Annotated in this window: 24 protein-coding genes; 10 read left to right on the top strand and 14 right to left on the bottom strand. The window is 68.9% G+C overall.

The genetic code is table 11. The annotated features are described in order from the left end of the window. The first annotated feature begins 160 nt into the window (after nt 1-160). Together AC069H_RS32430 and AC069H_RS32425 are read left to right on the top strand one after the other, a co-directional pair. Nucleotides 161-733 (top strand): 5-formyltetrahydrofolate cyclo-ligase, encoded by a 573-nt coding sequence (locus AC069H_RS32430; protein ID WP_478234897.1) that lies wholly within the window; start codon nt 161-163, stop codon nt 731-733. Nucleotides 734-937: 204 nt separating this feature from the next. Further along, the gene (locus AC069H_RS32425; RefSeq protein WP_478234847.1) at nt 938-2,311 is read left to right on the top strand and encodes a UTP--glucose-1-phosphate uridylyltransferase; all 1,374 of its coding nucleotides are present in this window, start codon (nt 938-940) and stop codon (nt 2,309-2,311) included. On the opposite strand, the gene AC069H_RS32420 is transcribed toward AC069H_RS32425, so the two are convergent. The 5 genes from AC069H_RS32420 to AC069H_RS32400 all read right to left on the bottom strand — a co-directional run bounded on the left by AC069H_RS32420 (nt 2,308) and on the right by AC069H_RS32400 (nt 6,706). Then, nucleotides 2,308-3,030 carry a class I SAM-dependent methyltransferase gene (locus AC069H_RS32420; RefSeq protein WP_478234846.1) on the bottom strand — a complete coding sequence of 241 codons (723 nt, stop codon included), beginning with the start codon at nt 3,028-3,030 and terminating at the stop codon, nt 2,308-2,310. The genes AC069H_RS32425 and AC069H_RS32420 overlap by 4 nt on opposite strands. Further along, nucleotides 3,023-5,203: an MMPL family transporter gene (locus AC069H_RS32415; protein WP_478234845.1), complete on the bottom strand. Its 2,181-nt coding sequence runs from the start codon at nt 5,201-5,203 to the stop codon at nt 3,023-3,025. Before AC069H_RS32415 ends, AC069H_RS32420 begins: the two co-directional genes overlap by 8 nt. Nucleotides 5,204-5,314: 111 nt before the next feature. Next, nucleotides 5,315-5,584 carry a hypothetical protein gene (locus tag AC069H_RS32410; RefSeq protein ID WP_478234844.1) on the bottom strand — a complete coding sequence of 90 codons (270 nt, stop codon included), beginning with the start codon at nt 5,582-5,584 and terminating at the stop codon, nt 5,315-5,317. Then, a complete protein-coding gene (locus tag AC069H_RS32405; protein WP_478234843.1) occupies nt 5,581-5,922 on the bottom strand; it encodes an ArsR/SmtB family transcription factor in 342 nt (113 codons plus the stop codon). The genes AC069H_RS32410 and AC069H_RS32405 overlap by 4 nt, the downstream gene beginning before the upstream one ends. Nucleotides 5,923-5,950: 28 nt before the next feature. After that, on the bottom strand, nt 5,951-6,706 hold the full coding sequence (locus AC069H_RS32400; RefSeq protein ID WP_478234842.1) for a GNAT family N-acetyltransferase: 756 nt from the start codon (nt 6,704-6,706) through the stop codon (nt 5,951-5,953). A 50-nt stretch (nt 6,707-6,756) separates the two neighbouring features. Between AC069H_RS32400 and AC069H_RS32395 the strand changes: the two genes are divergently transcribed. Next, nucleotides 6,757-7,044 (top strand): CPCC family cysteine-rich protein, encoded by a 288-nt coding sequence (locus AC069H_RS32395; protein ID WP_478234841.1) that lies wholly within the window; start codon nt 6,757-6,759, stop codon nt 7,042-7,044. Here AC069H_RS32395 and AC069H_RS32390 read toward each other — a convergent pair. Beyond that, nucleotides 7,041-7,775 (bottom strand): DUF2786 domain-containing protein, encoded by a 735-nt coding sequence (locus AC069H_RS32390; protein WP_219148241.1) that lies wholly within the window; start codon nt 7,773-7,775, stop codon nt 7,041-7,043. The genes AC069H_RS32395 and AC069H_RS32390 overlap by 4 nt on opposite strands. A 95-nt stretch (nt 7,776-7,870) precedes the next feature. Between AC069H_RS32390 and AC069H_RS32385 the strand changes: the two genes are divergently transcribed. Further along, the gene (locus AC069H_RS32385) at nt 7,871-9,304 is read left to right on the top strand and encodes a phytoene desaturase family protein (protein ID WP_478234840.1); all 1,434 of its coding nucleotides are present in this window, start codon (nt 7,871-7,873) and stop codon (nt 9,302-9,304) included. Here AC069H_RS32385 and AC069H_RS32380 read toward each other — a convergent pair. Beyond that, entirely contained in the window at nt 9,292-9,849 is a 558-nt protein-coding gene (locus tag AC069H_RS32380; RefSeq protein ID WP_478225483.1) for a TetR/AcrR family transcriptional regulator, read from the bottom strand. The two genes, AC069H_RS32385 and AC069H_RS32380, sit on opposite strands and share 13 nt — an antisense overlap. Further along, nucleotides 9,828-10,628, bottom strand: a complete 801-nt coding sequence (locus tag AC069H_RS32375) for an SGNH/GDSL hydrolase family protein (RefSeq protein WP_478234896.1) — start codon at nt 10,626-10,628, stop codon at nt 9,828-9,830. The genes AC069H_RS32380 and AC069H_RS32375 overlap by 22 nt, the downstream gene beginning before the upstream one ends. Nucleotides 10,629-10,723: 95 nt before the next feature. On the opposite strand from AC069H_RS32375, the gene AC069H_RS32370 reads away from it, so the two are divergent. Next, the gene (locus AC069H_RS32370; RefSeq protein ID WP_478234839.1) at nt 10,724-11,311 is read left to right on the top strand and encodes a DinB family protein; all 588 of its coding nucleotides are present in this window, start codon (nt 10,724-10,726) and stop codon (nt 11,309-11,311) included. On the opposite strand, the gene AC069H_RS32365 is transcribed toward AC069H_RS32370, so the two are convergent. Continuing rightward, nucleotides 11,274-12,764, bottom strand: a complete 1,491-nt coding sequence (locus tag AC069H_RS32365) for a GAF domain-containing protein (protein ID WP_478234838.1) — start codon at nt 12,762-12,764, stop codon at nt 11,274-11,276. The two genes, AC069H_RS32370 and AC069H_RS32365, sit on opposite strands and share 38 nt — an antisense overlap. A 105-nt stretch (nt 12,765-12,869) precedes the next feature. On the opposite strand from AC069H_RS32365, the gene exaC reads away from it, so the two are divergent. Together exaC and AC069H_RS32355 are read left to right on the top strand one after the other, a co-directional pair. After that, nucleotides 12,870-14,393 carry an acetaldehyde dehydrogenase ExaC gene (gene exaC / locus AC069H_RS32360; RefSeq protein ID WP_478234837.1) on the top strand — a complete coding sequence of 508 codons (1,524 nt, stop codon included), beginning with the start codon at nt 12,870-12,872 and terminating at the stop codon, nt 14,391-14,393. Continuing rightward, nucleotides 14,393-14,776 (top strand): DUF779 domain-containing protein, encoded by a 384-nt coding sequence (locus AC069H_RS32355; protein WP_478225487.1) that lies wholly within the window; start codon nt 14,393-14,395, stop codon nt 14,774-14,776. The genes exaC and AC069H_RS32355 overlap by 1 nt, the downstream gene beginning before the upstream one ends. Here AC069H_RS32355 and AC069H_RS32350 read toward each other — a convergent pair. Further along, nucleotides 14,730-15,302 carry a TIGR03086 family metal-binding protein gene (locus tag AC069H_RS32350; RefSeq protein ID WP_478234836.1) on the bottom strand — a complete coding sequence of 191 codons (573 nt, stop codon included), beginning with the start codon at nt 15,300-15,302 and terminating at the stop codon, nt 14,730-14,732. The two genes, AC069H_RS32355 and AC069H_RS32350, sit on opposite strands and share 47 nt — an antisense overlap. Nucleotides 15,303-15,342: 40 nt before the next feature. Between AC069H_RS32350 and AC069H_RS32345 the strand changes: the two genes are divergently transcribed. Both AC069H_RS32345 and AC069H_RS32340 read left to right on the top strand, forming a co-directional pair. Beyond that, on the top strand, nt 15,343-16,038 hold the full coding sequence (locus AC069H_RS32345) for an MOSC domain-containing protein (RefSeq protein WP_478234835.1): 696 nt from the start codon (nt 15,343-15,345) through the stop codon (nt 16,036-16,038). Next, nucleotides 16,028-16,639 carry a TetR/AcrR family transcriptional regulator gene (locus AC069H_RS32340; protein WP_478234834.1) on the top strand — a complete coding sequence of 204 codons (612 nt, stop codon included), beginning with the start codon at nt 16,028-16,030 and terminating at the stop codon, nt 16,637-16,639. Before AC069H_RS32345 ends, AC069H_RS32340 begins: the two co-directional genes overlap by 11 nt. A 49-nt stretch (nt 16,640-16,688) precedes the next feature. Here AC069H_RS32340 and AC069H_RS32335 read toward each other — a convergent pair whose 3' ends face one another. Both AC069H_RS32335 and AC069H_RS32330 read right to left on the bottom strand, forming a co-directional pair. Further along, a complete protein-coding gene (locus tag AC069H_RS32335; RefSeq protein ID WP_478234833.1) occupies nt 16,689-18,269 on the bottom strand; it encodes a beta-N-acetylhexosaminidase in 1,581 nt (526 codons plus the stop codon). 109 nt (nt 18,270-18,378) lie between these two features. Continuing rightward, the gene (locus AC069H_RS32330) at nt 18,379-20,250 is read right to left on the bottom strand and encodes a propionyl-CoA synthetase (protein WP_478234832.1); all 1,872 of its coding nucleotides are present in this window, start codon (nt 20,248-20,250) and stop codon (nt 18,379-18,381) included. Nucleotides 20,251-20,434: 184 nt separating this feature from the next. Here AC069H_RS32330 and AC069H_RS32325 point away from each other — a divergent pair, with 184 nt between their 5' ends. Then, nucleotides 20,435-22,198: a serine/threonine-protein kinase gene (locus AC069H_RS32325; RefSeq protein ID WP_478225493.1), complete on the top strand. Its 1,764-nt coding sequence runs from the start codon at nt 20,435-20,437 to the stop codon at nt 22,196-22,198. Between the two features lie 80 nt (nt 22,199-22,278). Here the strand turns inward: AC069H_RS32325 and AC069H_RS32320 are convergent, their stop codons facing one another. Together AC069H_RS32320 and AC069H_RS32315 are read right to left on the bottom strand one after the other, a co-directional pair. Then, the gene (locus AC069H_RS32320) at nt 22,279-22,647 is read right to left on the bottom strand and encodes a hypothetical protein (RefSeq protein ID WP_478234831.1); all 369 of its coding nucleotides are present in this window, start codon (nt 22,645-22,647) and stop codon (nt 22,279-22,281) included. A 249-nt stretch (nt 22,648-22,896) separates the two neighbouring features. After that, on the bottom strand, nt 22,897-23,940 hold the full coding sequence (locus AC069H_RS32315) for a DUF3558 domain-containing protein (protein WP_478234830.1): 1,044 nt from the start codon (nt 23,938-23,940) through the stop codon (nt 22,897-22,899). Nucleotides 23,941-24,018 lie beyond the last annotated feature (78 nt).

Raw genomic sequence — 24,018 nt, 5'->3', positions numbered from 1 at the left:
ACTGAAGTTCACCACCGTTACCAGGAGTGATGCGGTCCGAAGCCGCGGAAATCGCCCGATCGGGCAAGCTCCTCGTGGTCCGTGCCGCCGGGGTGGTCGCTGCGCCTGTCATAGGCGTGAAGCCTAACCTGACCACGTGGGCGAGCCCGGCAATGAACACCTGAGCAAAGCGGAGTGGCGTTCCCGGATAACCGCCGAACGACGTTCGCAGGTGTCGGAAGTGCGGGCGCGGGAGGCGGTGGCGCTCGCCGCCGCGGCCTCCCGGCTGCCGGGCGAGGTCGTGTGCGCCTACGTACCCTTCGGTACCGAACCGGGTTCGACGGCACTGCTTGATCAACTTCTCGATCAAGGGAAACGCGTGCTGCTGCCGATCGTCCCCGACACGCCGGGGCCGCTGGAGTGGGCCGCGTTCGAGGGCCCGTCGAGTCTCGGGCCCGGCAGGCTGCGGGGACTGCTCGAACCGACGGGGCGCCGCCTCGGTCCCGACACGCTGGGAACGGCCGATCTGGTGCTGATCCCCGCGCTCGCCGTCGACGACGAAGGGGTCCGGCTCGGCAGGGGCGCCGGGTACTACGACCGGTCGCTCTCCTTCGCCGCGTCGGGTGCCGCGCTGATCGCCGTCGTCCGGGACGCCGAACTCGTGCGTGAATTGCCCGCGGAACCGCATGACGTCCGCATGACCGGGGTACTGACCCCGGAGCACGGCCTGGCGCCGCGACCGGTAATAGACTGACGCCTGTTCGCGGAGCTGAGACGTAGCCGGGAAAATGACCCTGAGTGTGAACCCGCCCCGGCCGCAGGCCCCGCTATCGCGGTGGCAGGCGCCCTGCTCGTCACCGTGACAGGTATGACGAGGCCGCGTCCTGCCGACGTCGATCGCGGACGAGGGTTCACCAACGGCACTGACGCCCCGACGCAGTGGTTCAGAAAGGGCACAATGAGCTCTGACGCGCACCTGTCCGATCAGTTCGCCGAAACGCTGTCGAAAATGCGTTCCGCGGGGGCCCACGCCATGGAGCTGGCCGCTCTGCGGCGGCGTCTCGAGCAGCTGTCCGAACCCGGCGCCGGTCAATTGCCGGGAAACGAGCTCGAACCGCTCGATGACATCAGCAGGCTCGTCGACCTGCCCGAGCCGGACGCCGAAGAAGCGCGCCGGGTGCTGGACCGCACCGCCGTGCTGAAGCTCAACGGCGGGCTGGGCACGAGCATGGGGCTCACCGGGCCGAAGTCGCTGCTGGAGATCAAGCCGGGCAAGACGTTCCTCGACGTCATCGCCATGCAGGTGCTTTCGACCCGCGAGAATTACGGCGCGCGGCTCCCGCTGATCCTGATGAATTCGGCGGGCACCCGCGAACCTTCGCTGGAGTTGCTGAAGCAGTATCCCGATCTCGCCGACGACGTCATCCCGGCCGACTTCCTGCAGGGCCGCGAACCGAAGATCACCGCCGACGGGCGGCCCGCCGAATGGCCGTCGAACCCCGAACTCGAATGGTGCCCGCCGGGACACGGCGACATCTACATCGCGCTCGCGGTGAGCGGGATGCTCGAAACGCTGCTGACGGAGGGCATCCGCTGGTGTTTCGTGTCCAACGCCGACAACCTCGGCGCGCTGCCGGACGCGCGGATCGCCGCGTGGCTCGCGACCGAGGACATCCCGTTCGCGATGGAGACCGTGCTCGGCACCGCGGCCGACCGCAAGGGCGGGCACCTCGCGCGGCGCGCGGGCCGGATCGTCCTGCGTGAATCCGCGCAGGTCCCCGACGGCGACGACTCGTTCGGCGATGTCGGCAAATGGCGGTTCTACAACACCAACAACATCTGGATCGACCTCGAACGCCTGAAAGCCCTCCAGGACGCCGACCCGGCCGCGCCGCATCTGCCGCTGATCGTGAACCGGAAGACCGTCGATCCGGCGGACGCGGCCAGCACACCGGTGATCCAGCTCGAAACGGCGATGGGCGCGGCGATCGGCTCCGTCGAGGGCGCGCGGGCCATCGAAATCCCGCGGACCCGGTTCGCGCCGGTCAAGACCACCGACGACCTGCTCGTCGTCCGGTCCGACGCGTACGTGCTCGACGAGAGCGGGGAGATGATCCCGGAGTTCACCACCACCCCGCCGGTCGTGTCGCTGAGCAAGGAGTTCTACAAGCTCCTGCCGGACTTCGACGCGCGTATCCCTTCCGCGCCTTCGCTCAAGGACTGCACGAGCCTCGCCGTGGACGGCGACGTCACCTTCGGGAAGGGCGTCGTCGTCCGTGGCGACGTGAAGATCACCGGGCCGAAAACCGTTCCGGACGGCGAAATCCTCTAGTCTCGCCGGGCGATGAACACGTACTCGCGTCCTGGGCGATCCGGGGCGTCCCGGACGTCCAGGACGCGAAAGCCGTGCTCCGCCAGCAAGGGTTCCAGTTCTTCGCGTTCGCGGAACCACAGCGTCGAGTCCGAGGTGACGACCTCGCCGTCGGAGAACCGGTAGCTGTACCGGAACGACACGAACGGGAGGTTCACCTCGGTGACCTCACGCCATTGCTCGACCTCGCCGACGCCGGGGACGTCGACGACGTCGTGCGCGGTGTCGGCGGCCCAGTCCTCCCACACGCGGCGACCGGGGCGCCGGATCTCGAAGACCAGGTGACCGCCGGGCACCAGCGCGGTGCGGATACCTTCGAGCGTCCGGCGCCATTCGCCGTCGGTCAGGAAGACCTGGGCCACGTTCCCGGTCATCACCGCGAGATCGGCGCAGGCGTCACCCACCGCTTTCGCGTCGCCGTGGATCCAGGTGATCTTCCCTTCCGGGTCTTTGGCCTTCGCGACCTCCAGTGACGCCTCCGCGGGATCGACTCCCACGACCTCCATCCCGCGTGCGGCAAGGAGAACGGCCAGGCAGCCGGTGCCGCAGCCGACGTCGAGCACTCTCTTCGCCCCGAGTTCGCCGATGATGCCGAGGTAGTGCTCCAGATCGTCGCGAGCGCCGTCGAAGGCGTCGTAGATCGGTGCGAGCCGGGCGTGGGCGAAGAGCGCGTCAGGCATTCGGCGACGATAGTTCCGGGACGCGTTCGCGGGCCACGGATTTACGGTCACGCCGCCAGGCCCGTTCGCCCAGCACCGCCAGGAAGGCGGGCAGCAGCACGCCGCGGATCAGGGTGGCGTCGATCAGGACGGCGACCGCCATCCCGACGCCCATCATCTTGTACTCGATCGCGCTCAACGTGATGAAGACGCTGAACACGCCGACCATGATCACCGCCGCCCCGCTGACCACCCCCGCGCTCGTGCCGGTGCCGCGGACGATCGCGGTGACGGCGCCTTCGGCCCGCCGTTCGCGGATCCGGCTGAGGATGAAGATGTGGTAGTCCATGCTCAGCCCGAGCAGCAGGACGAACATGAACATCGGCAGCCAGCCCACCACCCCGCCGTACGGGGTGAAGCCCAGCAGGGAAGCGAAATGGCCGTCCTGGAAGATCCAGGTGAGCACGCCGTAGGCCGCGCCGATCGACAGCAGGTTCAGCACGATCGACACCAGCGCCACCGGCACGGACCGGAAAGCCCGCAGCAGCAACAAGAACGCCGCGAGCAGGACGAACCCGAAGACCAGCGGCATCCGCTCGATCACCCGGTCGGCGAAATCGCGGGCGCTCGCCGTGCGGCCCGACACCGCGAACTCGACACCGTCCACCTTGCCGACCGTCTCCGGGAGTACTTCGGTGCGCAGTTTCGCGAGCGCGGCGTCGGCTTCCGCGTCGCGGCCCGCGCCGGACAGCGGGACACGGACGACCACGGCCTGGTCGACGCCTCCGACGGCGATCGGCTTGTTCAGCACACCGGAGGATTCGCCGATCCGCCGTTCGAGATCCGTGATCGCCGCTCGTAGCGCCGGGCTGTCGACCGGGCCGCCGCGCTCGGCCGTCAGTACCACCGTGGCGGGGTAAACGACTCCCGGAAAGGCTTCCTGGGTGCGGACAGCGGCGTCGATCGTCGCCATCGAGCGCGGCAGGCTCTCCGCCGGCGTCGGATCCTGCAGGCGCATGCCGAGCGCGGGCAGCGTGAGCAGGAGGAGCAGCGCGGACGCGAGCCCGCCCCACAACGCCGGCCGCCGGGTGACCACGCGAGCCGTCGCGGACCAGAACCGCGAGTTCTCCGCGGCGGTGCGCCGCTCGCCCAGCCAGGGAATCCGCCCGCGATCGACCTTGTCGCCCAGCAGGGAGAGCAGCGCCGGCAGCACGGTGACCGCGCCGAGCACGGCCAGCCCGACCACGAACGCCGTGCTGATCGCGAGCCCGGTGAAGTTGTCGAGACCGGTGAACACCAGCCCGCCCACGCACAGGACGACCGTGACGCCGGAGACGACCACGACATGCCCGGAGGTCCGCGCCGCGATGAGGATCGCGCCGTCGACGGAGTGGCCCCGCGCGCGTTCTTCCCGTTGCCGCCTGAGGAAGAACAGCGAATAGTCGACGCCCACCGCCATTCCGATGAGCAGGGTGATCACCGTCGTCGCGCCGTTGATCGGGGTGAAGTCGTCGACGACGGAGAGGAAGCCGAACGTCGCCGCGACACTCGTGCCCGCCAGCAGCAGCGGAACCGACGCGGCGACCAGCGCTCCGAAGACGATCAGCAGGATCACCAGGGTCAGCGGCAGGGAAAGCAGTTCCGAACGTTTGACGTCCTCCCGGATGCCCTTGTCGACCACGGACGACAGGCTGAGATCCCCGGACAGGCCCAGCCGGACCGAGGGATGCCTGGCGGCGACCGCGTCCACCATCGCGGTCGCGGTCTCGAAGTTCGGGCGGATGTCCTTCGCTCCGCCCGCGATCGCGAAGCCGACGAGCCCGGACGCGCCGTCGGCCGAGATCCGCTCGGCGCCGTCGGCGTCCAGCGGCGAGCGGAGGTCGGTGACGGCGCCGGACCCGGTGAGCGTGGTGATCAGGTCTTCGGTCGCCCGCCGGAGTTCTTCGTTCGCGGCGAACGGCGGTGAGCCGGGCTCCTTCGCCGCGACGAGGACGTTCTCGCGTAAGGGATCGAAGGTGCTTTGCGCGTTCATCGCGGTCTGCGCGCGGCCGGACTCGCCGGGATCGGTGCTGCGGCGGCTTTCGCCGTCGAGCAGCATTCCCGACAGCAGGGCGACGACCACGAGGGCGATCCAGCCGGCGAGGGTGAGCGCGCGATGCCGCAGGGACCACGCGGCGATCTTTTCGGGCAGCATGAACTACAGTCCTTTACGTGAAGGAGTGAGATGCCTCGGGCGAGGTTTTTGCTTCTTCTTTCCTGGGCCGCCGAGTTGCCGCTCGGCGGCCCAGGGTCTTTCACCGGCCGGTCAGTCGACCTCCTTGAGGATCCGCTCGACCGTGCTCACGCTCTTCCGCAGATCCGCGAGGCGTCCGTCGAGTTCGGTGAGTTTGCGTTCGGTCTCTTCCTGTGCCTGGACGGCCTTCTCGGCGAGCCTGCGGTATTCCTGTTCGCGCGCGAGCGCGCCCTTGGCCCGGATGGTCGCGCCGAACTGCCACACGACCACCGTGATCACCACGGTGAGGAACACGAAGATGCCGATCAGCCCGGCGACCTCCTGCCATTGATGCCAGTTCACGCTCGTTCCCCCTCGTCACCCGGTGGCGGTGTGCTGAGCGTCGGCGCCGCGACGGCGATGGTGTCCGGGCTCAGCTCGACCAGGAACGGTTTCACCTCGTAGAACTTCATCGCCTTCCCGTCCTCCGACAGCTCCAATGTGGCCGAAACGAGCCCGGCCGCCTCCAGTTTGCGCAGGTGGAGCTGCAACAGTGCCCGGCTGATGCCGAGCTCTCGCGCCAGCTGGCTGACATACGCGCGTTCCGCGCGCAGCGCCGCGACGATCCGCAGCCGGTGCGGATTCGCCAGCGCCCCCAGCAGCCGCAGCAGCTCGTCGCCGGACGGTCCGGTGGCGGTCATGCCGAGCTCCTGCACATGCCAAAGAAATCTAGCAGGTGCTCGCTTCGTCTACCAGGTGCTCGAGCCAGACGTTCGGTTCGACGTAGACGCCGACGTCCAGCGCCGAGGAGGCGAGCACCGGCGCGATCCCGCCCGGCACGGTCGTGAGGCCGTCCCGGAGGTCGGCGCCGGTCCACGCCTTCCACTGGGCGAAGGTGCCAGTGACCGTCATAGCGAACGGCGCCACTTTCACGAACCGCGCGCCGAGCCGTTCATGCGTGCGCAGCCACGGATCCTCCGGCAGCCCGTCCGCGCGACGGCGGACGATGTAGTCCTCAAAGGACAGTTCTGGTTCGTTCTCCTTCCCGGCCGGGCGGACCGGCACGACGAGGTTGCGCATTCCTGTTTCCGAGGCGCGCTTTTTCAGTGCCTGCAACGCTTTCGCGGCCAGGCCGCCGCCACGGCGGCCTGGCGCGACCAGCACTTCGAGTGCGACCAGCGTCTTCGTCTCACGGGTGCTCATCAGATCTTCCGCGGCCCAGATCAGGGCGGCGTCCCAGCCGTGGTCCGGCAGTTCCGGGCGTTCGGCCGTGGGGAAACCGACCGGGACGGCGGCGGTTCTCGCCACCGGTACGCCGTCTTCCAGCAGCACGAGGAAGTATTCCGGCCAGCGGGCGGCCAGGTGGGACGACTTCGCCAGCAGGCCTGCCAGGCCGTGCTGGAGGAATTCGCCGCCGACACCGCCGAGGGCGAGCGCGGGCTCGCGCAAGTCGGGCCGGGTGGCCAGGTCTTCGATCACGATCATGTCCTCAGTAGACCCGAGGACACGCGATTCTCACGAGGTGGATTTTCGCCATGCGGGCGGAATGCGGGGCAGGCGACGGAGTGCACGCCTGTCCTTGCTGTGGCTATCTCACGGTGGGCGAGCGCGGCGCGTACGAAATCTGCCCTGTCTGCTTCTGGGAGGACGACGGGCAGGATGATCACGACGCGGACGTCGTCCGAGGCGGCCCCAACGGGCGCCTGTCGCTCACGGTGGCTCGGTTGAACTTCGATCTTCACGGTGCCTGCGAAGAGGCGCATATTCACCATGTCCGGCCGCCGGAACCGGACGAGATCCCTCCCGGCGGGAGCGCTGACTAGCGCACGGGCAGCGCGCGGCGCCGTCCGGTGATACCGGTGGTGTTGAGGTTGGCGCGCTCGCCGGCGGAGTGCCCGTCGAGGTAGCCGCTGCCGGACAAGCGCCTCGGCGGCGCCGAGCGCAGGTCTCCGTACTGCTCGTCGTACGCCTGCTTGACCATCGCCGTCCGGTCCTGGATCACGAGTTCGGCCGAACGGTGGCCGGCCGCGGCCGGATGGGTCCGTGCGGCGGTGTCCTCGCTGTTGCGGAGCCGTTCGTAGACCGCGCCGGAGAACCCGTGCAGCCAGGTTCGCCGGTACGCCGCCAGCGATTCGCCCGCGAACACCCGGTTCTCCGGGCGTACTCGGGTCAGCTGGGTGGTCGCCTGCAGCAGCAGGCTCGTGTACAGCAGCTCCGTGCGTTCCAGATCGGAGCGGAAACCGAACACCGTCACCGCGGTGACCGACTGGCCGAGCCGGTGCAGCAGGGCCCGGCAGCGCAGCGGATGCGCGATGTTCGTGAGCAGTCCCGCCTTGTCCCGGCTGTACGGGTTGTCGAGCGGGATCATGATCTGGGTGATCTCGTCCGCGGTCGCCCCGGAGGCGGCCAGGAGTGCCTGATCGATGCCGTACCGGGCGATCAGTTCGGCGGCCTTGGTGTTGTACGACTCGGCTTCGGCCTCGGTGACCGCCGGGTCCTCCGCCTTCGCGAGGAGTTTCCGGACGCGCGCGAGCAGCGTGTCATGGTCGGGCATGGCCCTCCTTCCTGATTGGGTTGGAGCGGATCAATCTAGGAGAGAGGTCCGACAATATTCGGGTGAGCTGTCGCCGATCCCGGCAAGGGGGCACTATGGCGGTCGACGTGTCGGTGGTCGGTTCCGGCCCGAACGGGCTCGCGGCCGCGGTCCTGCTGGTCAGAGCGGGGCTGACGGTCGAAGTACACGAGGCGGCGGAGGAGATCGGCGGCGGGACGCGCACGGCTTCGCTGTTCGAAGACGAAGTCCGGCACGATATCTGCGCCACCGGGCATCCGCTGGCCGCGGCGTCCCCGTTCTTCCGCTGGTTCGATCTCGCCGCGCACGGCGTCGATCTCCTGCGGCCGGAGATCGCGTACGCGCATCCTCTGGACGGTGGCCGGGCCGGGCTCGCTTACGAAGATCTCGACCGGACCTGTGACGCACTCGGCGCGGACGGCCCCCGGTGGCGCCGCCTGCTGGGGCCGCTGGCCGAACACAGCCGCGAGCTGGCCGAAATCCTGCTCGGGGACCTTCGCCGTCCTCCCCGCGATCCTCGGGTCGCCGCCCTTCTCCCGGCCAGGATCGCGATGCTCGCCGCCGGTCTGGAACGCCGCCTGTTCACCGGCCCGGAAGCGCCCGCCCTCCTCGCCGGAGTCTCCGCGCACGTGATGGGCCGTCAACCTTCGCTCGCGGCGGCAGGCGCGACTCTCCTGCTCGGCCACTTGGCGCACTCGACCGGCTGGCCGATCGCCCGCGGCGGCAGCCAGGCCATCACCGAGGCGCTCGCCGCCGATATCCGCGCGCGGGGCGGGCGGATCCACACCGGCAGCCGGATCACCGATCTGCGGCAACTCGCGACGTCGCGCACGGTGATCCTCGACGTCGCCCCGCGCGGTTTCCTGGAAATCGCGCGCGATCTGCTGCCGCCGAGATACCGGAAGGCGCTGGAGTCCTACCGCTACGGACCAGGCGTGGCGAAGGTGGATTTCCTGGTTTCCGAACCGGTTCCGTGGGCGGTGCCGGAGGTCGGCAAGGCGGGCACCGTCCATCTCGGAGGCACGCGGGACGAGGTGTACGCCGCCGAAAACGCCGTCGCGCGCGGGGAAGATCCGGACGACCGGTTCGTGCTCGTGTCGGATCCGATGGCGCTCGACCCGTCCCGCGGGCTGCCGGGCAAGCGGCCGGTGTGGGCGTATTGCCATGTGCCGCAAGGGGATCCGCGAGACGCCACGGAGCTGGTCCGGCGGCGGATCGAACGGTTCGCGCCCGGATTCTCCGACACGGTCCTGGCGAGCCGCTGTCTCACCGCGCCGGAACTCGAGGCGTACAACGCGAACTATCCCGGCGGCGATGTCGCCGCCGGCGCGGTGGATCTGCGGCAGGTGCTCGGACGCCCGGTCGCCCGGTGGAATCCGCATCGGACCCCGCTCGGCGGTGTCTTCCTGTGTTCGGCGGCGACGGCGCCGGGGCCCGGTGTGCATGGGATGGGCGGCTGGCATGCCGCGAAATCCGTACTGGGCAAGGACTTCCCGGTTCAGCCCAGATAGGCGTCGAGGGTGACGGCCAGCGCCCTTTCCGGTGAGGGCGCGAAGCTCGCGCCCGCCAGCCCGCCCCAGAGCCACAGCTGGGCGAGGCCGTGCAGCGACGCCCACAGCGAGGACGCGAGCAGCCGCGGATCGGTCGCGGGATGCCAGCCGCCTTCCTGCAGTTCGGCGACCATCGCGGCGAAGAAGTCGAACACCGCGCTGCTGACCCGCGTGAGTTCGGGATCGTCCGCGTCGATGAGGTCGCGGCGGAACATCAGCTCGAACATCGCCGGGTTGGCCAGCGCGAAATCGAGGTAGCCGTGGCAGGCCGCGATGAGCCGTTCGCGTGGTGTCCCGTCCGGCAGGCCGGTGCCGCGATCGAGCAGATCGGTGTAGCCGCGAGTGGCGACCGCCGAGAGCAGTGCCGCGCGGCCGGGGAAATGCCGCAGCGGCGCACCATGCGATACGCCGGCGGCCTTGGCGATCCCGCGCAGCGTCACGGCGCCGACACCTTCTTCGGCCAGCAGGTTCGCCGCGGTGTCGATCAGGCGGGTTCGGGCGCCCACGACCGGCTCTCCTCGTGGACGGGCAGGAGCTCGGGGCGCTTCGGCAGGAAACCGTCGCCCGGCTGACGGCCGATGAGCCGGTTGCGGAACCGGCTGACCGCCACCGGGAGGACCTCTCGCGTCAGCCACCGCAGATCCGCGCGCAGGCCGGGGCGTCCCGCCGATCCGGGCAGCGGGGCGAGCCAGGCCGGGTCGTGGGAGACGCCGAGCCTGCCGAGGACGTGCCCGGCCAGGCGTCGATGGCCTTGCTCGGACAGGTGCAGCCGATCCGGGCCGAAGTAGCGGGAATCGTGCGCGGCGTCGTCCGGCCAGAGGTCGACGAGGGTCGCGCCGTAGCTGACGGACGCCTCGCGGACGGCGTCGTTCAGCGCGGTGAGGCGGGGGCGCATGCGGTGGCCCATCGGCATGCGATGGGAGATGTCGCTGAGGGTGAAGGTGACGACCACCGGCGCGATCTCGGTGCAGGCACGGATGGCCGTGTCGACCCGGCGGGCGACCGAGCGCGCGTCCCAGCCTCGGCTCATCACGTCGTTGCCGCCGCCGAACAAGGCGATCAGATCCGGCTGGAGCCTGCTCGCCGCCGGGGTCTGTTCGGCGTGGATCTGGTCGAGCCTGCGGCCGCGGACCGCGAGATTGGCGTAGCGGAAACCGGGCTCTTCCTCGGCGAGGCGTGCCGCGACTAAGTCGGCCCAGCCGCGGTAGAAGCCGCCCGACGGATGGGGATCGGCCAGCCCTTCGGCGCAGCTGTCGCCGAGCGCGACGAAACGTTGGTAGCCCATCCAGATCTCCGTAACCACGAGTTCACCTTGTAGACACTGTCTATCAAACTGATGTAGACGCTGTCTACTCCGCCCTGGCCTGGCAGGCTCGGGTCATGATCGACGACGTCGCGAAAGAGTGCTTGCACAGCGAACTGCGAGAGGTCCGCCAGGTGTTGCTCCGGAAGCTCGACGAGCTGGGCGAGTACGAGATCCGCCGTCCCCTGACCCGGACCGGAACCAACCTCCTCGGCTTGGTGAAGCACCTGGCGCTCTGGGAGTCCCGGTACTTCGGCGAGGTCTTCGACCGGCCGTGCCCCGAGCCCCTGTCCCGCTGGGACGACCTCGGGCAACGCGGCACCGACCTGTGGGCCACCGAGCACGAGACCCGTGAGGAGATCGCCGACCGCTACCGGCGCGCCTGGGCGCACTCCGACGCGACTATCGCGGCTCTGGCCCTTGACGCCCCCGGTCACGTGCCCTGGTGGCCGCGACCAAGGGTGACGCTGTTCGCCGTCCTGGTCCACATGCTCACCGAGACCAGCCGTCACGCCGGGCACGCCGACATCCTGCGCGAACAACTGGACGGCTCGACCGAGGCGGCCACCGGGCAGCGCGACGAGGCCTTCTGGGAAGCCCGGCGCGACCGGATCGAGCAAGCAGCCGTCAAGTACGCCCGGACAGAACGCGGGCTCGATGGGTGAAGGCGACAGCGCGCCGGGGATCGCCGTCCGGGAGGACCCGGCAGAGCGCGTCGACGATCTCCAGGTCGTCGGCTCCGCTGGGGGTCTCCCAGTACGACCACAGCGCCGCCGCGTCCCCGCTGCCGAGCACGACCCGGCGGACCGACGCGGTGACCGACTCGCGCTCCTCGCGCACGGCGGGCGACTCCGATTCGGGCAGCAGCGGCCCGCGGAACGCGTTCGCGGCCCCGGCGACGTCGCCTCGTTTGAGCGCCGCGCGGACGCGCAGGAAGTCGGCGTCGACCTCGGCGGAAAGCCGGTACGGCCGCGTCTGCACGATGTCGGACCCGAGTTGTGTCCGCAGCCGGTGGATCTCCGCGCGAACGGTCACCGGATTGCCGCTCTCGCCGTAGAGCAACAGGGCCAGGCGCTCCGCCGAGAGGCCGCCCGGGTGCAGGGCGAGCAGCGTGAGGATCTCCGCGTGCCGCAGCGTGAACGGCACCTCGCGACCGTCCACTGTGGTCGATGGCGGCCCGTCGGTGAGGAACTCCAGCGCGAGCCGCGGACGCCTCGACGGTAGCCGGTTCCGCAAGCGCAGCAGGTAACCCTCGCTCAACGGCTCCACCGTGCCGAGCCGTCCGTCGGGCAGGGTGACCGCGCCGCCGCCGGGCCGGATGTCCACAGTGGAGGGAAGATCGCCGCAGGCTTCGGCCGCCAGCACGCGTCCCTTCGCCGAAAGCAGGGCACCCGGCGCGCCGCGCAACGCCTCCAGATGGGTCATGTTCGCGGCGCGCAACCGCTCATCGCGCATCGCGAGCCGGGCCCGCAACTGGCCCTCGGCGAGCTGCGCGGCCGCCGTGACCAGCGCGAGCATCGCGGGGTGGACCGTCCGCAGCGGGCCGCTGACGTCGATCGACCCGAGCAGCGCGCCGGTCTCCGGATCGCGCACGGGCGCGGCCGCGCAGGTCCAGCCGTGATAGGTGCGCACCAGGTGCTCGGCCGAGTAGATCTGCACCGGTTCCCCGGTGGCGAGCGTGGTGCCCATCGCGTTCGTCCCGATGACGTCTTCACTCCATCGGGTGCCCTCGGCGAGCATCACACCGTCCGCGCGCCGCAGCACGTCCGCTGCCCCCTCGCGCCACAGGATGTGCCCGGCCGCGTCGGTCACGATCATCATGTGCTCGGCGTCGTCGGCGATGCTCACCAGCGTCTGCCGCAGGATCGGCAGCACCGGCGCCAGCGGATGCTCGTCCCGCAGGCCGCTCACCTCACCGGAGTCGTAGACCAGCGGCGCGACGCCCTTGTCCGGGTCGACGCGCGCGGCGAGCGAGCGATTCCACGAAGCCGACACGATCGACCTGGGGGAACGCGGCGCGGGAACACCGGAGAGGACGGCGTCGTGGACGTCCTTCAGCAGCCGCGCGTACGCCTGAGGGTCACGCGGCGACGCTTCACCTCCGGGCAGCTCCGCCACGTTTCCGAGAGTAGGTGACCGCGCTCACTTTGTTGCAACGTGCGTGCAACCTCACCCGCCCTAGCTTCGCCGTCATCCGTCACCCCTAGCGATGAGGCAGGAAAGATGGCCAAGTACGCGGCACCGAACACCGAAGGCAGCGTCGTCAGCTACGAGTCGCGCTACGACCACTACATCGGAGGCGAGTACGTACCGCCCGCGAACGGTCAGTACTTCGAGAACCCCACCCCGGTGACCGGACAGGTGTTCACCGAGGTCGCCCGCGGCACCGCCGCCGACATCGACCGCGCGCTCGACGCGGCCGAAGGCGCGGCCGCGGCCTGGGGCCGGACGTCGGTGGACGAGCGGTCGAACGTGCTGCTCCGGATCGCCGACCGGATGGAACAGAACCTCGAGGCGATCGCCGTCGCCGAATCGTGGGAGAACGGCAAACCGGTCCGCGAGACCCTCGCCGCCGACATCCCCCTCGCGATCGACCACTTCCGCTACTTCGCCGGCGCACTGCGCGCCCAGGAGGGCGGCATCTCCCAGCTCGACGACAACACCGTCGCCTACCACTTCCATGAGCCGCTCGGCGTCGTCGGCCAGATCATCCCGTGGAACTTCCCGCTGCTGATGGCGGTCTGGAAGCTCGCGCCCGCGCTCGCCGCGGGCAACGCGATCGTGCTCAAACCCGCCGAGCAGACCCCGGCGTCGATCCACCTGCTGATGTCGCTCATCGGCGATCTGATCCCGCCGGGCGTGCTGAACATCGTCAACGGCTTCGGCGTCGAGGCGGGCAAGCCGCTCGCGTCGAGCAACCGCGTACGGAAGGTCGCCTTCACCGGCGAGACCACCACCGGACGGCTGATCCTGCAGTACGCCAGCGAGAACATCATCCCGGTCACCGTCGAACTCGGCGGCAAGAGCCCGAACATCTTCTTCGACGACGTCGCCGCGGCCAACGACGCGTTCTACGACAAGGCGCAGGAAGGGTTCGCGCTCTTCGCGCTGAACCAGGGCGAGGTCTGCACCTGCCCGTCGCGGGCACTGATCCAGTCCGGTATCTACGACCGGTTCCTCGGCGACGCCGTCGAGCGGGTCAAGAAGATCAAACAGGGTCACCCGCTCGACACCGAGACGCAGATCGGCGCGCAGGCCTCCAATGACCAGCTGGAGAAGATCCTTTCCTACATCGACATCGGGCAGAAGGAAGGCGCGAAGATCCTCACCGGTGGCGAGCGCAGCGACCTCGGCGGCGAACTGTCCGGCGGCTACTACGTGCAGCCGACGGTCTTCGAGGGCGACAACAAGATGCGGATCTTCCAGGAGGAGATCTTCGGCCCGGTCGTCTCGGTGGCGAAGTTCGACGATTACGCCGACGCGTTGAAGATCGCCAACGACACGCTGTACGGCCTCGGCGCCGGTGTCTGGTCGCGCGACGGCAACACCGCCTACCGCGCCGGCCGCGACATCCAGGCGGGCCGGGTGTGGGTCAACAACTACCACGCGTACCCGGCGCACGCGGCCTTCGGCGGCTACAAGGCGTCCGGGATCGGGCGCGAGAACCACAAGATGATGCTCGACCACTACCAGCAGACCAAGAACATGCTGGTGTCCTATTCGGACAGTGCGCTCGGGTTCTTCTGATGGTCGAGCGGGTCGGCTTGACACCGGCCGCCGCGGATCTGCTGCGGCGGCTGGTGTCTCACCACGGGCCGGTGATGTTCCACCAGTCCGGCGGATGCTGCGACGGGAGCGCCCCGATGTGCTACCCGGCGGGCGAATTCCGCACCGGGGCGTCCGACGTCCACCTTGGCGACCTGAGCGTCGAGGGCGTCGACGACGTTCCGGTGTGGATGTCGGGCCCTCAGTTCGAGTACTGGAAGCACACGCATCTGACCATCGACGTAGTTCCGGGCCGGGGGAGCGGCTTCTCCTTGGAGGCGCCCGAAGGGGTCCGTTTCCTGGTCCGGTCCCGCTTGTTCAGCGACGAGGAGTCGGCTGGGCTGAACGGCCCAGCAACGCGATGAGCCGTGCGCCCGGTCCGGCGTCCGGCGGTGCCTCGACAGCGTGGTCGAAGGCGCCGCCGGGCCCGCGTACCGGCATCACGTCGGGGTAGCGGCTCGCCACCTTCAACGCGGCCGTCGCGAGTTCGTCGTCCCAGTGGTGTTCACGGCCCAGGGCGGTATTGAGGTCCCAGTCGTGGGTGAGGGTGTCGGCGAACAGCACGGCCAAGACGTTCTTTCCCGGGAGCGGGCCGAAGTTCCCGAAGTCGAAGGTCTTCTCCAGCGCTTGGGAATCGAAGGCCGCGAGGAACTCGGCGGAACTCTCTTCGTAGGACCTGGCGAGGTCGTCGTCGGCCGACGGCCGGGTCTTCATCGGGTGGCCGGTCGCCTGCGCGGTGCGGGAATCGTGCCCCTCGATCAGGTGTTTCACGATGTCGCGGACGGTCCACTCGGCGCAGGGGGTCGAGCGGTCCCAGTCGTCCGCGGCGATTCCGGCGATCGTGGTCCCGGCGGCGCGATGCGCCCTTGTCGTGAGCGTGATGAGATCCATGGCCGCAATGTATACGAACGATCGTGCTATCTTCTAGGGTGTGAGCACTCTCGAAGTGAACGAGGTCTTCGTCGGGCGGCCGTCGGTGCTGGGGGTCAAGCGTGACGTCCCGGTGTACAGCGCCATCGCGAAGTCGCGGGTGGAAGCGCAGTCCCTGAAGCTGGACGAGATCAACCTGGCCGGCGACGACCAAGCGGATCGGACCGTCCATGGCGGTGTCGACAAAGCGGTTTACGTCTACCCGGCGACGCACTACGCGGCCTGGGCCGAGCAGGGCTTCCCGGTGGTCGCGGGCGACTTCGGGGAGAACGTGTCGGTGACGGGTGCCGATGAGTACGACGTGCGCGTCGGTGACGTCTGGGCTTGGGGAGACGCGCTGGTCCAGGTGTCGCAGCCGCGCACGCCGTGCTTCAAGCTCGCGATGAAGACCGGGCGCAAGGACGTCATCCCGGCCATGATCGATTCCGGGCGCAGCGGCTGGTACCTGCGGGTGCTCCGGACGGGCGAGGTGCCCACTTCGGGGCGCATGACGCTCGAAGAACGCGATCCGGTGAATCCGACGATCGCCGAGGTCTACGTCGCGTCGTTCACCAACGTCGCCCAGCTGGAGGGCGACCGCCGCGACGCGTACTGGTCGCTGCTGGACCGGGTGCTCGCGGCGCCGGCGCTTTCCCGGCAGTACCGTGACGGCCTGGAATCGGCGAAGAGGCGGCGAGAGGAACGGAATGCCGGTTGACGGCCGGGTGGCCCGCGGTGACGCGACGAGGCGGATCGTGCTCCGGCGCGCCGTCGACATCGCGTCCGTCGAAGGGCTCGACGGGTTGTCCCTCGGCAGGCTCGCCACCGAACTGGAATTGAGCAAATCCGGGGTGTTCGCGTTGTTCGGTTCCAAGGAGGAACTGCAGCTCGCGGCGGTCGAGACGGCGAGCGCGATCTTCGCGGAGAACGTCGTCGAGCCGACACTGCGCGTCGAGCAGGGGATCGCGCGGTTGCGCGCGCTGTGCGCGAACTGGCTCGACTACTCGGAACGCCGGGTGTTCCCGGGCGGCTGTTTCTTCTTCAACACCGGCGCCGAGTTCGACGCGCGGACCGGCAGGGTCCACGACGCGGTCGCGAACGCGAGCCGCGCCTTCGCCCAGTTCATCCGGTCCACCGTCGTCGAGGCGCGGAAGGCGGGGCACCTGCGGGAGTCCGTCGACGTGAACCGGCTGGCGTTCGAACTGAACGCGCTCGGGCGGGCCGCGAACGCCGACTCGGTGATGTTCGGGGACGCGGAGCCCTACGCGCTGGCCCGGGCCGCCATCACCGCTCGCCTCGACGCCGCGGCCGTGCGATGAAAGGCCCCTTCATTGCAAATTTCGCAAGGAAGGGGCCCTTCATCGCACGCTACTTCCAGTCGACCTGCGTGGACCGGTAGAAGTCGATGCCCTGCTGAACCCACCGCGGGCTCTGCTTCGCCAGCCGGAGCCGGTAGGCGTCCCAGGTCCGGGATTCCTTCGGTGACCAGCCGATCTCGGCGTACCCCGGAAGCCTCGGGAACGCCATGAATTCGATGTGGTCACTGGTGATCAGCGTTTCCGACCACAACGGGGCCTCGACGCCGATGACGTTCTTCTCCGGCACACCCTGCAGATACGTGGCCGGATCCCAGTCGTAACCGGTCTTGACCTCGATCAGCCCGGCCCAGCTCAGCCCGAGCGGCGTCTGCGGGTGGTACTTCATGTCCAGGTACGCCTTGTTCGCGGGCGACATCAGGATCTTGTTGCCGCGCGCCGCCGCTTCGGCCACGTGGGCGTCCGTGCCGGTCGTGCCCCAGAACTGCGGAACGGCCGAAACCGGCGGTTTCGTCTTGGCGATGTCGTGCCAGCCGGTGATCGTCTTGCCGTACTTCGCGACGATCGGATGCACCTTCGTGGCGAAGGTCTGGTAGTCCTCCGGCGTGGTCGAGTGGGCTTCGTCGCCACCGATGTTGATGTACTTGCCGGGGGTGAGCGCCGACAGTTCGCGGATGACGTCGTCGACGAACTTGTAGGTGATGTCCTTGCCGATGCACAGCGAGCTGTAGCCGACCTCGATGTCCGTGCGCGGCGGCACCGCCTTGCCGTCACAGTTCAGCTCGGCGTAGGAGTGCTGCGCCGCGTTGGTGTGCCCCGGCATGTCGATCTCGGGAACGATCGTGATGTGCCGCGAAGCCGCGTAGCGCACCAGGTCCTTGTACTGCTCTTGCGTGTAGTAGCCGCCGGGTGCGCCGCCGACGGCCGTCTGGCCGCCCACGGTCGCCAGCTTCGGCCAGCTCTTGATCTCGATCCTCCAGCCCTGGTCGTCGGTCAGGTGCAGGTGGAGGGTGTTGATCTTGTACTGCGCGATCTGGTCGATGTAGAGCTTGACCTGCGCCGGCGTGAAGAAGTGGCGGGCGACGTCGAGCATCGCGCCGCGGTAGCCGAAGCGCGGGTAGTCGAGCACCGTGCCGCCCGAAACCACCCATGACCGCTTCTGGACGGTCTTCGCCTCGATAGCCGAGGGGAACAGCTGGCGCAGTGTCTGCACTCCGAGGAACAGGCCCTCGTCGGTGTTCGCCTTCAGCGTCACGCCGGACGAGGAGACCTTGAGCTGGTAGCCCTCGGTGCCCAAGCGGCTGCTCGCGTGGCCGGTCTCGAGCGAGATGGCGGGGCCGCCGCCGCGGTGACCGCTGACGACGGGCAACCGGTAGCCGGTGGCGGGCCGGAGCAGGCCTGCCAGGTACTCGGCGACCTGCTTGCCTTCGCGGTCGGTGCGGATGACGGTGGCGGGATTGAGCCGGAAGTTCGCGCGAGGATCGGGCTTCGCGTCGACGGGCGCGGGGACGACATCGGTGACGGTCCGTTCCGCTTTCGCGTGCTGCCCGGCGCTCGCCGTCGCGGGCAGGCCGAGCGTCACGAGACTCAGGACCGCCACGCCGAGCACGGTTCTGGACAGGCGTTTACTCATGGAGCACCTCCGGTCGGATAACTGGAGACTCTCTTCCCTGAGAAGGTGTAGACCAATAGGGCAAACACGACAACACCCGATCGGACCAGTACGCCGTGCCGATCACCGGTCACTCGCCGCGCAGAACCGCTTTCAGGGCATCGAGAACACTCGCGTCTTCGATCGTCGAAGGCACCTGCTCGTCGCGGCCGTCGGCGATCCCGCGCATGGTCTTGCGCAGGATCTTCCCGGACCGCGTCTTCGGCAACGCGTCCACAATGGACACGTCACGGAACGCCGCGACCGGGCCGATGTCACGGCGTACCAGCGCGACCAACTCGGCCTTGAGCGTTTCCGCGTCGACGCCGGTGCCCGATTTCAGCACCACGAAACCACGCGGAAGCTGCCCCTTCAGCTGGTCCCGGACCCCGATCACCGCGCATTCGGCGACGGCGGGGTGCGATGCCAGCACGGCCTCCATCGAGCCGGTCGAAAGCCGGTGGCCCGCGACGTTGATGACGTCGTCGGTGCGGCCCATGACGAACAAGTAGCCCTCTTCGTCGACGTATCCGGAGTCACCCGTCAGGTAGTGGCCTTCGTACCGCGAAAGGTACGCCTCGCGATACCGCTCGTCGTCCTGCCACAACGTGGGCAGCGATCCCGGCGGGAGCGGCAGCTTGATGGCGATGGCGCCTTCCCGCCCGGCGGGGAGTGGGTCGCCGTCCTGGTCCAGGATCCGCACGTCCCAGCCCGGCACCGGTTTCGTCGCGGAACCGGGTTTGACCGGCATCGGCTCCAGCCCGCGCGGATTCGCCGCGATCGGCCAGCCGGTCTCGGTCTGCCACCAGTGATCGATCACCGGCACGCCGAGTTTGCCGTGCGCCCAGTGATAGGTCTCCGGATCGAGCCGTTCACCGGCCATGAACAACGTCTTGAACCCGCCGAGCTGGTATTTCCCGATTTCGGTCGCGTCCGGATCGACCTTCTTGATCGCCCGCAACGCCGTCGGCGCGGTGAACAACGCCTTCACCCCGTGGTCGGCGATGACCCGCCAGAACGCGCCCGCGTCCGGGGTATTTGTCGGTTTGCCCTCGTACATGATCGTGGTCGCCCCGATGAGGAGCGGCGCGTACACGATGTAGGAATGGCCGACGACCCAGCCGACGTCGGACGCCGTCCACCAGACGTCGTCGGGCCGGATGTCGTAGATCGCGCCCATCGACCAGGCCAGCGCGACCGCATGCCCGCCCGTATCGCGCACGACGCCCTTCGGCTTACCCGTCGTGCCGGAGGTGTACAGGATGTACAGCGGGTCGGTGGCCGCGACCGGTACCGGGTCGGCGGGTGAGGCCTTCGCGACGAGTTCGGTCCAGTCGGCGTCGCGTTCGCCCAGTTCGGCTCGAGCACGCTCGCGCTGCAGCACCACGACCTTGTCCGGTTGATGGACGGTGCCCGCGAGCGCCTCGTCGATGATCGGCTTGTACTCGACGATCCGCGTCGGCTCGATTCCGCACGAGGCGGCCACGATGACCTTGGGTTTCGCGTCCTCGATCCGCGCCGCGAGCTCCTTGGGCGCGAAGCCGCCGAAAACGACCGAGTGCACCGCGCCGAGCCGGGCGCACGCCAGCATCGCGACCGCGGCCTCGGGGACCATCGGCATGTACACGATGACGCGGTCGCCCTTCCCGACGCCGAGCGAGGCGAGCGCGCCGGCGAAGCGCGCGACGTCGTCCAGCAGTTCCGAGTAGGTGAACCGGCGTACCGAATCGGTCACGGGAGAATCCCAGATCAGCGCGGTCCGCTCGCCGCGGCCGTCCCGCACGTGCCGGTCGAGCGCGTTGAACGCGGTGTTCAGCTCCCCGTCCGGGAACCAGCGGTAGAAGGGCGCCTTCGACGCGTCGAGCGCCCGCGTCGGCTGACGGGTCCAGTCGATCGCCTGCGCGGCTTCGAGCCAGAAACCCTCCGGGTCTTCGAGGCTCCGCTGGTACGACTCGGCGTGCATCGAATGCTCCTTCGCGTTCGGGTACCGGACCCATCATGGACTTCCGGCCTGGTCGATGCCCGGTGGTAACGGCGTGGAGACGCCCGCGACAACCCGGCAACCCTGTGCGGGCATGGAGCGTCCTAAGCTGGACTAGGGGGAAAACCGCCGGAAACGGCCTCGACGAGCGAGGGGAGCAGGGTCCATGGGACTAGCGAGCGCGCTGCTTTCGTTCGCGCACAGCCTGTTCGGACCAGGGATCTGGCCTGGGGACTGGGTGTGGGCGACGAGCACCGCGGGAGCGCTGGTCGCGCTGCTGCCCGCACTGGGAGCGATGGTCGTCGCGATCATCCGCAAAGGCACCGGCAACCGCTACGACGTGGTGACCCTGTCCATCTTCGGCGGGATCGGCGTCGTCGCCGTCTTCCTGCTGCCGTGGCTGCTGGCCACCGGGGTTTCGCAGACGTACCAGGAGGCCGCGTCCGAATCGGGCGGTAAGTCCGGCTTCTCCAGCAGCGACCTGGCGACCTTCAACGCCGAGTACAACCCGCTGATCGGCGCGCAGAGCGAATACCTCGGTCGCGGCCAGAACGTGTACGAGGTCCTGTTCTACCCGAACGGGATGCAGCTCAGTTACATCTTCTACCTGATCCTGCTGGTCGGGCTGCCCGCGCTGTCGCTGCTGTTCGTGATGCTGCAGGCGCGCACCGCGTTCCGTCGCGGCCCGAAGTGGCCCTCGCGGTTCTTCTGGATCCCGTTCGTGCTGATGGTGCTGGCAAGTGTCGGCATGGGCGCGAACACGGCCGTGCACTTCTGGCTCGGGTTCCTGCCGTTCAGCGTGCTGGGCCTGATCCCGGTCGCGCTCGTCGGCCCGCCGCCGTGGTCGGTGATCAACCGGCCCGACCCGCAGCCCCGGCAGAAGATCGAGCCGTACCGCCCGGAGCCGCCCGCCCCGAAACCGCAGCCGCAGCTGCCGCCCCCGCCCGCCAAGCAGTACCCGGCGACCGCGCTGGCACAGGCGCCCGAACCTCCCGCGCTGGCCGCGGTCCCCGGCCCGATCCCGCCGCCCCCGGGTTCCCGCAACTCCGGTGGCAGCCGCTACAAGCGCGTCCGGCGGCTCGGCCACGGTGGGTTCGGCACCGTGTGGGAAGCGATCGACACCCAGCTCAACCGCACGGTCGCGCTGAAGATCGCGCACGCGCCGGACCGGGACACCGAAGAGCGCATGCAGCGCGAGGCCAGGGCGCTGGCCGTGGTGAACCACCCCAACTGCGTCAAGGTGTACGACCTCGTCGAGGAACCCGACGGGCTCGCGCTGGTCATGGAGTACCTCGAAGGGCGCTCGCTGGCCGAGATCGTCGACTCGCAGGGCCCGCTCGACGACATCGCCGCCGGACGGCTCTGGTCGACCATGGCCGGCGCGCTCGCCGCGGCGCACGAGAAGGGTGTGCTGCACCGGGACCTCAAGCCGTCGAACATCATCCTCGACCGCAACGGGCTCGCGCACCTCATCGACTTCGGCATCGCCCGCAGCCAGGGCGACTCGAAGATGACCGCGACCGGGATGATGATCGGCACGCCGGACTTCGTCGCCCCCGAGCAGGCGATGGGCTCACCGGCCAGCCCGGCTTCGGACGCCTGGCAGCTCGCCGCGACGGTCAGCTACGCGCTCTCGGGCCAGCCTCCGCGAGGCACCCGGGAGACCCCGATGGCCGCGCTGATGGCCGCCGCCCGCGCCGAACCGGTGTCGAAGCTGCCGAACCGCAGCGCGCACGCGCGGATCCTCATCGCGTCGCTCGACCAGGAGCCCCGCCGTCGTCCGACGCTCACCGCCGTGCGGCGCGACGTCGAAGGCTGGCTCGCTCGCGCGGGCAAGTCGCCGGACGGCCCGGTGACGCAGATCGTGCCGCGCCGCCCTCCGCAGCCGCAGTCCCACCAGCAGCCGCAACCCCAGCGCCACCCGCGCTGACCTGCGGAAAGAGAGCAAGGGACCTTTGCTGTCGTTCGTTAGTGCACTAACGAACGACAGCAAAGGTCCCTTGCTCTCCGTCAGTCGATGACGACCCAGGTCCCGCCGCGCCAGGCCATGGTGAACGTCTTGGGCTCGGCGGCCATCATGGCGATCTGCGGGCTGATCGCGCCCGGCGGCACGACGACCTTGTCCGGTCCCTTGCTCTGCAGTTTCGCGCGGTCGACGCGGGTGGCCTTCAGCTTCTTGGCGTCGTCGGCCGAGAGCATCCCGAACTGCACCGGGGTGAGGCTGCGGCATTCCTTCATCCCGCCGTCGAACGCCGGCGCGGTGATCCGGCAAACGGTGTCGAGGTCCTTGTCGCCCAAAGCGTGGTGATACTCCTCCATCACGTCGGCGGCTCCGTCCGGCGTGTGCGCCACCGCGCCGCCGGTGGCGGGTTTGGTCACCTCGGAGGCGATCGCCGAAGGCTTCGACGAACTGGGCTGTGCGGTGCTGGCCGGCGCCTCCGAGGTGCTCGGAACGGCCGAAGACTGCGGCGACGCGGCGTCTGCTCCTCACACCCCGCGATCAAGAACAATGCCGCGGCCGCGCAGGCCGCTCCGAGCGGTCGGATCGTCATGATGCCCCCTGTAGGACTGCTGCTGACCAGGGGAGAGTAACAACTGTCGACCAAGTGTCACACTTGAATCGGGAAATCAGGAATCGCCGGTGATCAGAGCCAGTATCGACACCGACAAGATGAGCTGAGCGGAGACGCAGGTCCGCGGCATCGCTTCCTTCTTCTTGCCGATGAAGTCGACCTGCACGACCTGGCCGTTGCCCAGCTGGACGCTCAGGGCGCAGGACTCCGCGGTCTGCTCGAACCTGGCCTTCAAGGTGCCGAACTGTCCGTTCCGTACCTCCGCGCCCGCTTTCGGAGGCACGGCTTCGAGACCGCCTGTGCCGGTCGTGTACATCCCGACGGCCTTCGCGTAGGCGACTTCGTGAGTGCAGGTCGGCCCGAGCGGCCCTTCGCCCTTCTGAGCGCCTTCGCGGCCCGCGTTGATCCCGGCGTAGTTCGTATGAGTGAACTTGACGACTTCGCAGATGTCGGCGTTCTTCAGGGCGTCGGCAGCCGGCTCCTGAACGGTGCTCGGCGCCGGTTTGCCTCCGGCGAGCGGGACGAACTTCTTCAGCACCACTTCGGCGACCTTCTTCGCCAGCTCGCAGTGTTCGGCACGAGTGCCCGCTTCGTCGCTGTCGACGTCGTAGGCATCGACAGCGATCGAAGCGTAGGCGCGGACGTCCATGTTGACCGAACAGAACGTCGCCGGTTCCGGGTCGAAGGCGTACGTCCGGCCTTTGATCCCGGCGATCTCCACCGGCTCCATCACCGGGGAGTCCTGCGTGATCCAGCTGTACGGACTGTAGGCGTGCACCTGCGCGCCCTTGTTGTCCGGGAACACGAACTGGCATCCGCTGAGCACGCCCTTCGTGCTCACGAGACCGAGCGGCTGGAGGTCCGGTTTGATCGACTCCAGCCAGTCACAGCCTTCCTCGCCCTGCTGCACAGGCAGGGCCAGCGGCTGGTCGAGTACCTGATCACTGAAACCCGACCCGTCGGCGGGCGGCTCGTACCGCGGATACTTCGCGTCGCTCGCACCCGGTGCCGAGCCCTCGCGGAAAGCCTTCCCGTCGATGGCGCCGGAACACCCGGTGAGCAGCAGGGCGACGGCCACGAAAATCGGCCAACGAGACATGACTACCCCCAGAAATCCTCAATTCGGACGGGAGTCTAAGTCGCTTCCGGGCGTCTCGCTGGGTCTTCGCTCAACCGG

This window comes from Amycolatopsis sp. NPDC043887 (genome assembly GCF_056435665.1).
The sequence above is the reverse complement of the archived record's forward strand: the minus strand, read 5'-3'. Positions and strand labels throughout refer to the sequence as shown.

Bases quoted from the DNA above. Each gene is read 5' to 3' on its own strand.
- AC069H_RS32425 (WP_478234847.1), top strand. From the start codon at position 938: ATGAGCTCTGACGCGCACCTGTCCGATCAGTTCGCCGAAACGCTGTCG.
- AC069H_RS32420 (WP_478234846.1), bottom strand. From the start codon at position 3,030: ATGCCTGACGCGCTCTTCGCCCACGCCCGGCTCGCACCGATCTACGAC.
- AC069H_RS32415 (WP_478234845.1), bottom strand. From the start codon at position 5,203: ATGCTGCCCGAAAAGATCGCCGCGTGGTCCCTGCGGCATCGCGCGCTC.
- AC069H_RS32405 (WP_478234843.1), bottom strand. From the start codon at position 5,922: ATGACCGCCACCGGACCGTCCGGCGACGAGCTGCTGCGGCTGCTGGGG.
- AC069H_RS32400 (WP_478234842.1), bottom strand. From the start codon at position 6,706: ATGATCGTGATCGAAGACCTGGCCACCCGGCCCGACTTGCGCGAGCCC.
- AC069H_RS32395 (WP_478234841.1), top strand. From the start codon at position 6,757: ATGCGGGCGGAATGCGGGGCAGGCGACGGAGTGCACGCCTGTCCTTGC.
- AC069H_RS32390 (WP_219148241.1), bottom strand. From the start codon at position 7,775: ATGCCCGACCATGACACGCTGCTCGCGCGCGTCCGGAAACTCCTCGCG.
- AC069H_RS32385 (WP_478234840.1), top strand. From the start codon at position 7,871: ATGGCGGTCGACGTGTCGGTGGTCGGTTCCGGCCCGAACGGGCTCGCG.
- AC069H_RS32375 (WP_478234896.1), bottom strand. From the start codon at position 10,628: ATGGGCTACCAACGTTTCGTCGCGCTCGGCGACAGCTGCGCCGAAGGG.
- AC069H_RS32370 (WP_478234839.1), top strand. From the start codon at position 10,724: ATGATCGACGACGTCGCGAAAGAGTGCTTGCACAGCGAACTGCGAGAG.
- exaC (WP_478234837.1), top strand. From the start codon at position 12,870: ATGGCCAAGTACGCGGCACCGAACACCGAAGGCAGCGTCGTCAGCTAC.
- AC069H_RS32355 (WP_478225487.1), top strand. From the start codon at position 14,393: ATGGTCGAGCGGGTCGGCTTGACACCGGCCGCCGCGGATCTGCTGCGG.
- AC069H_RS32350 (WP_478234836.1), bottom strand. From the start codon at position 15,302: ATGGATCTCATCACGCTCACGACAAGGGCGCATCGCGCCGCCGGGACC.
- AC069H_RS32340 (WP_478234834.1), top strand. From the start codon at position 16,028: ATGCCGGTTGACGGCCGGGTGGCCCGCGGTGACGCGACGAGGCGGATC.
- AC069H_RS32335 (WP_478234833.1), bottom strand. From the start codon at position 18,269: ATGAGTAAACGCCTGTCCAGAACCGTGCTCGGCGTGGCGGTCCTGAGT.
- AC069H_RS32330 (WP_478234832.1), bottom strand. From the start codon at position 20,250: ATGCACGCCGAGTCGTACCAGCGGAGCCTCGAAGACCCGGAGGGTTTC.
- AC069H_RS32325 (WP_478225493.1), top strand. From the start codon at position 20,435: ATGGGACTAGCGAGCGCGCTGCTTTCGTTCGCGCACAGCCTGTTCGGA.
- AC069H_RS32315 (WP_478234830.1), bottom strand. From the start codon at position 23,940: ATGTCTCGTTGGCCGATTTTCGTGGCCGTCGCCCTGCTGCTCACCGGG.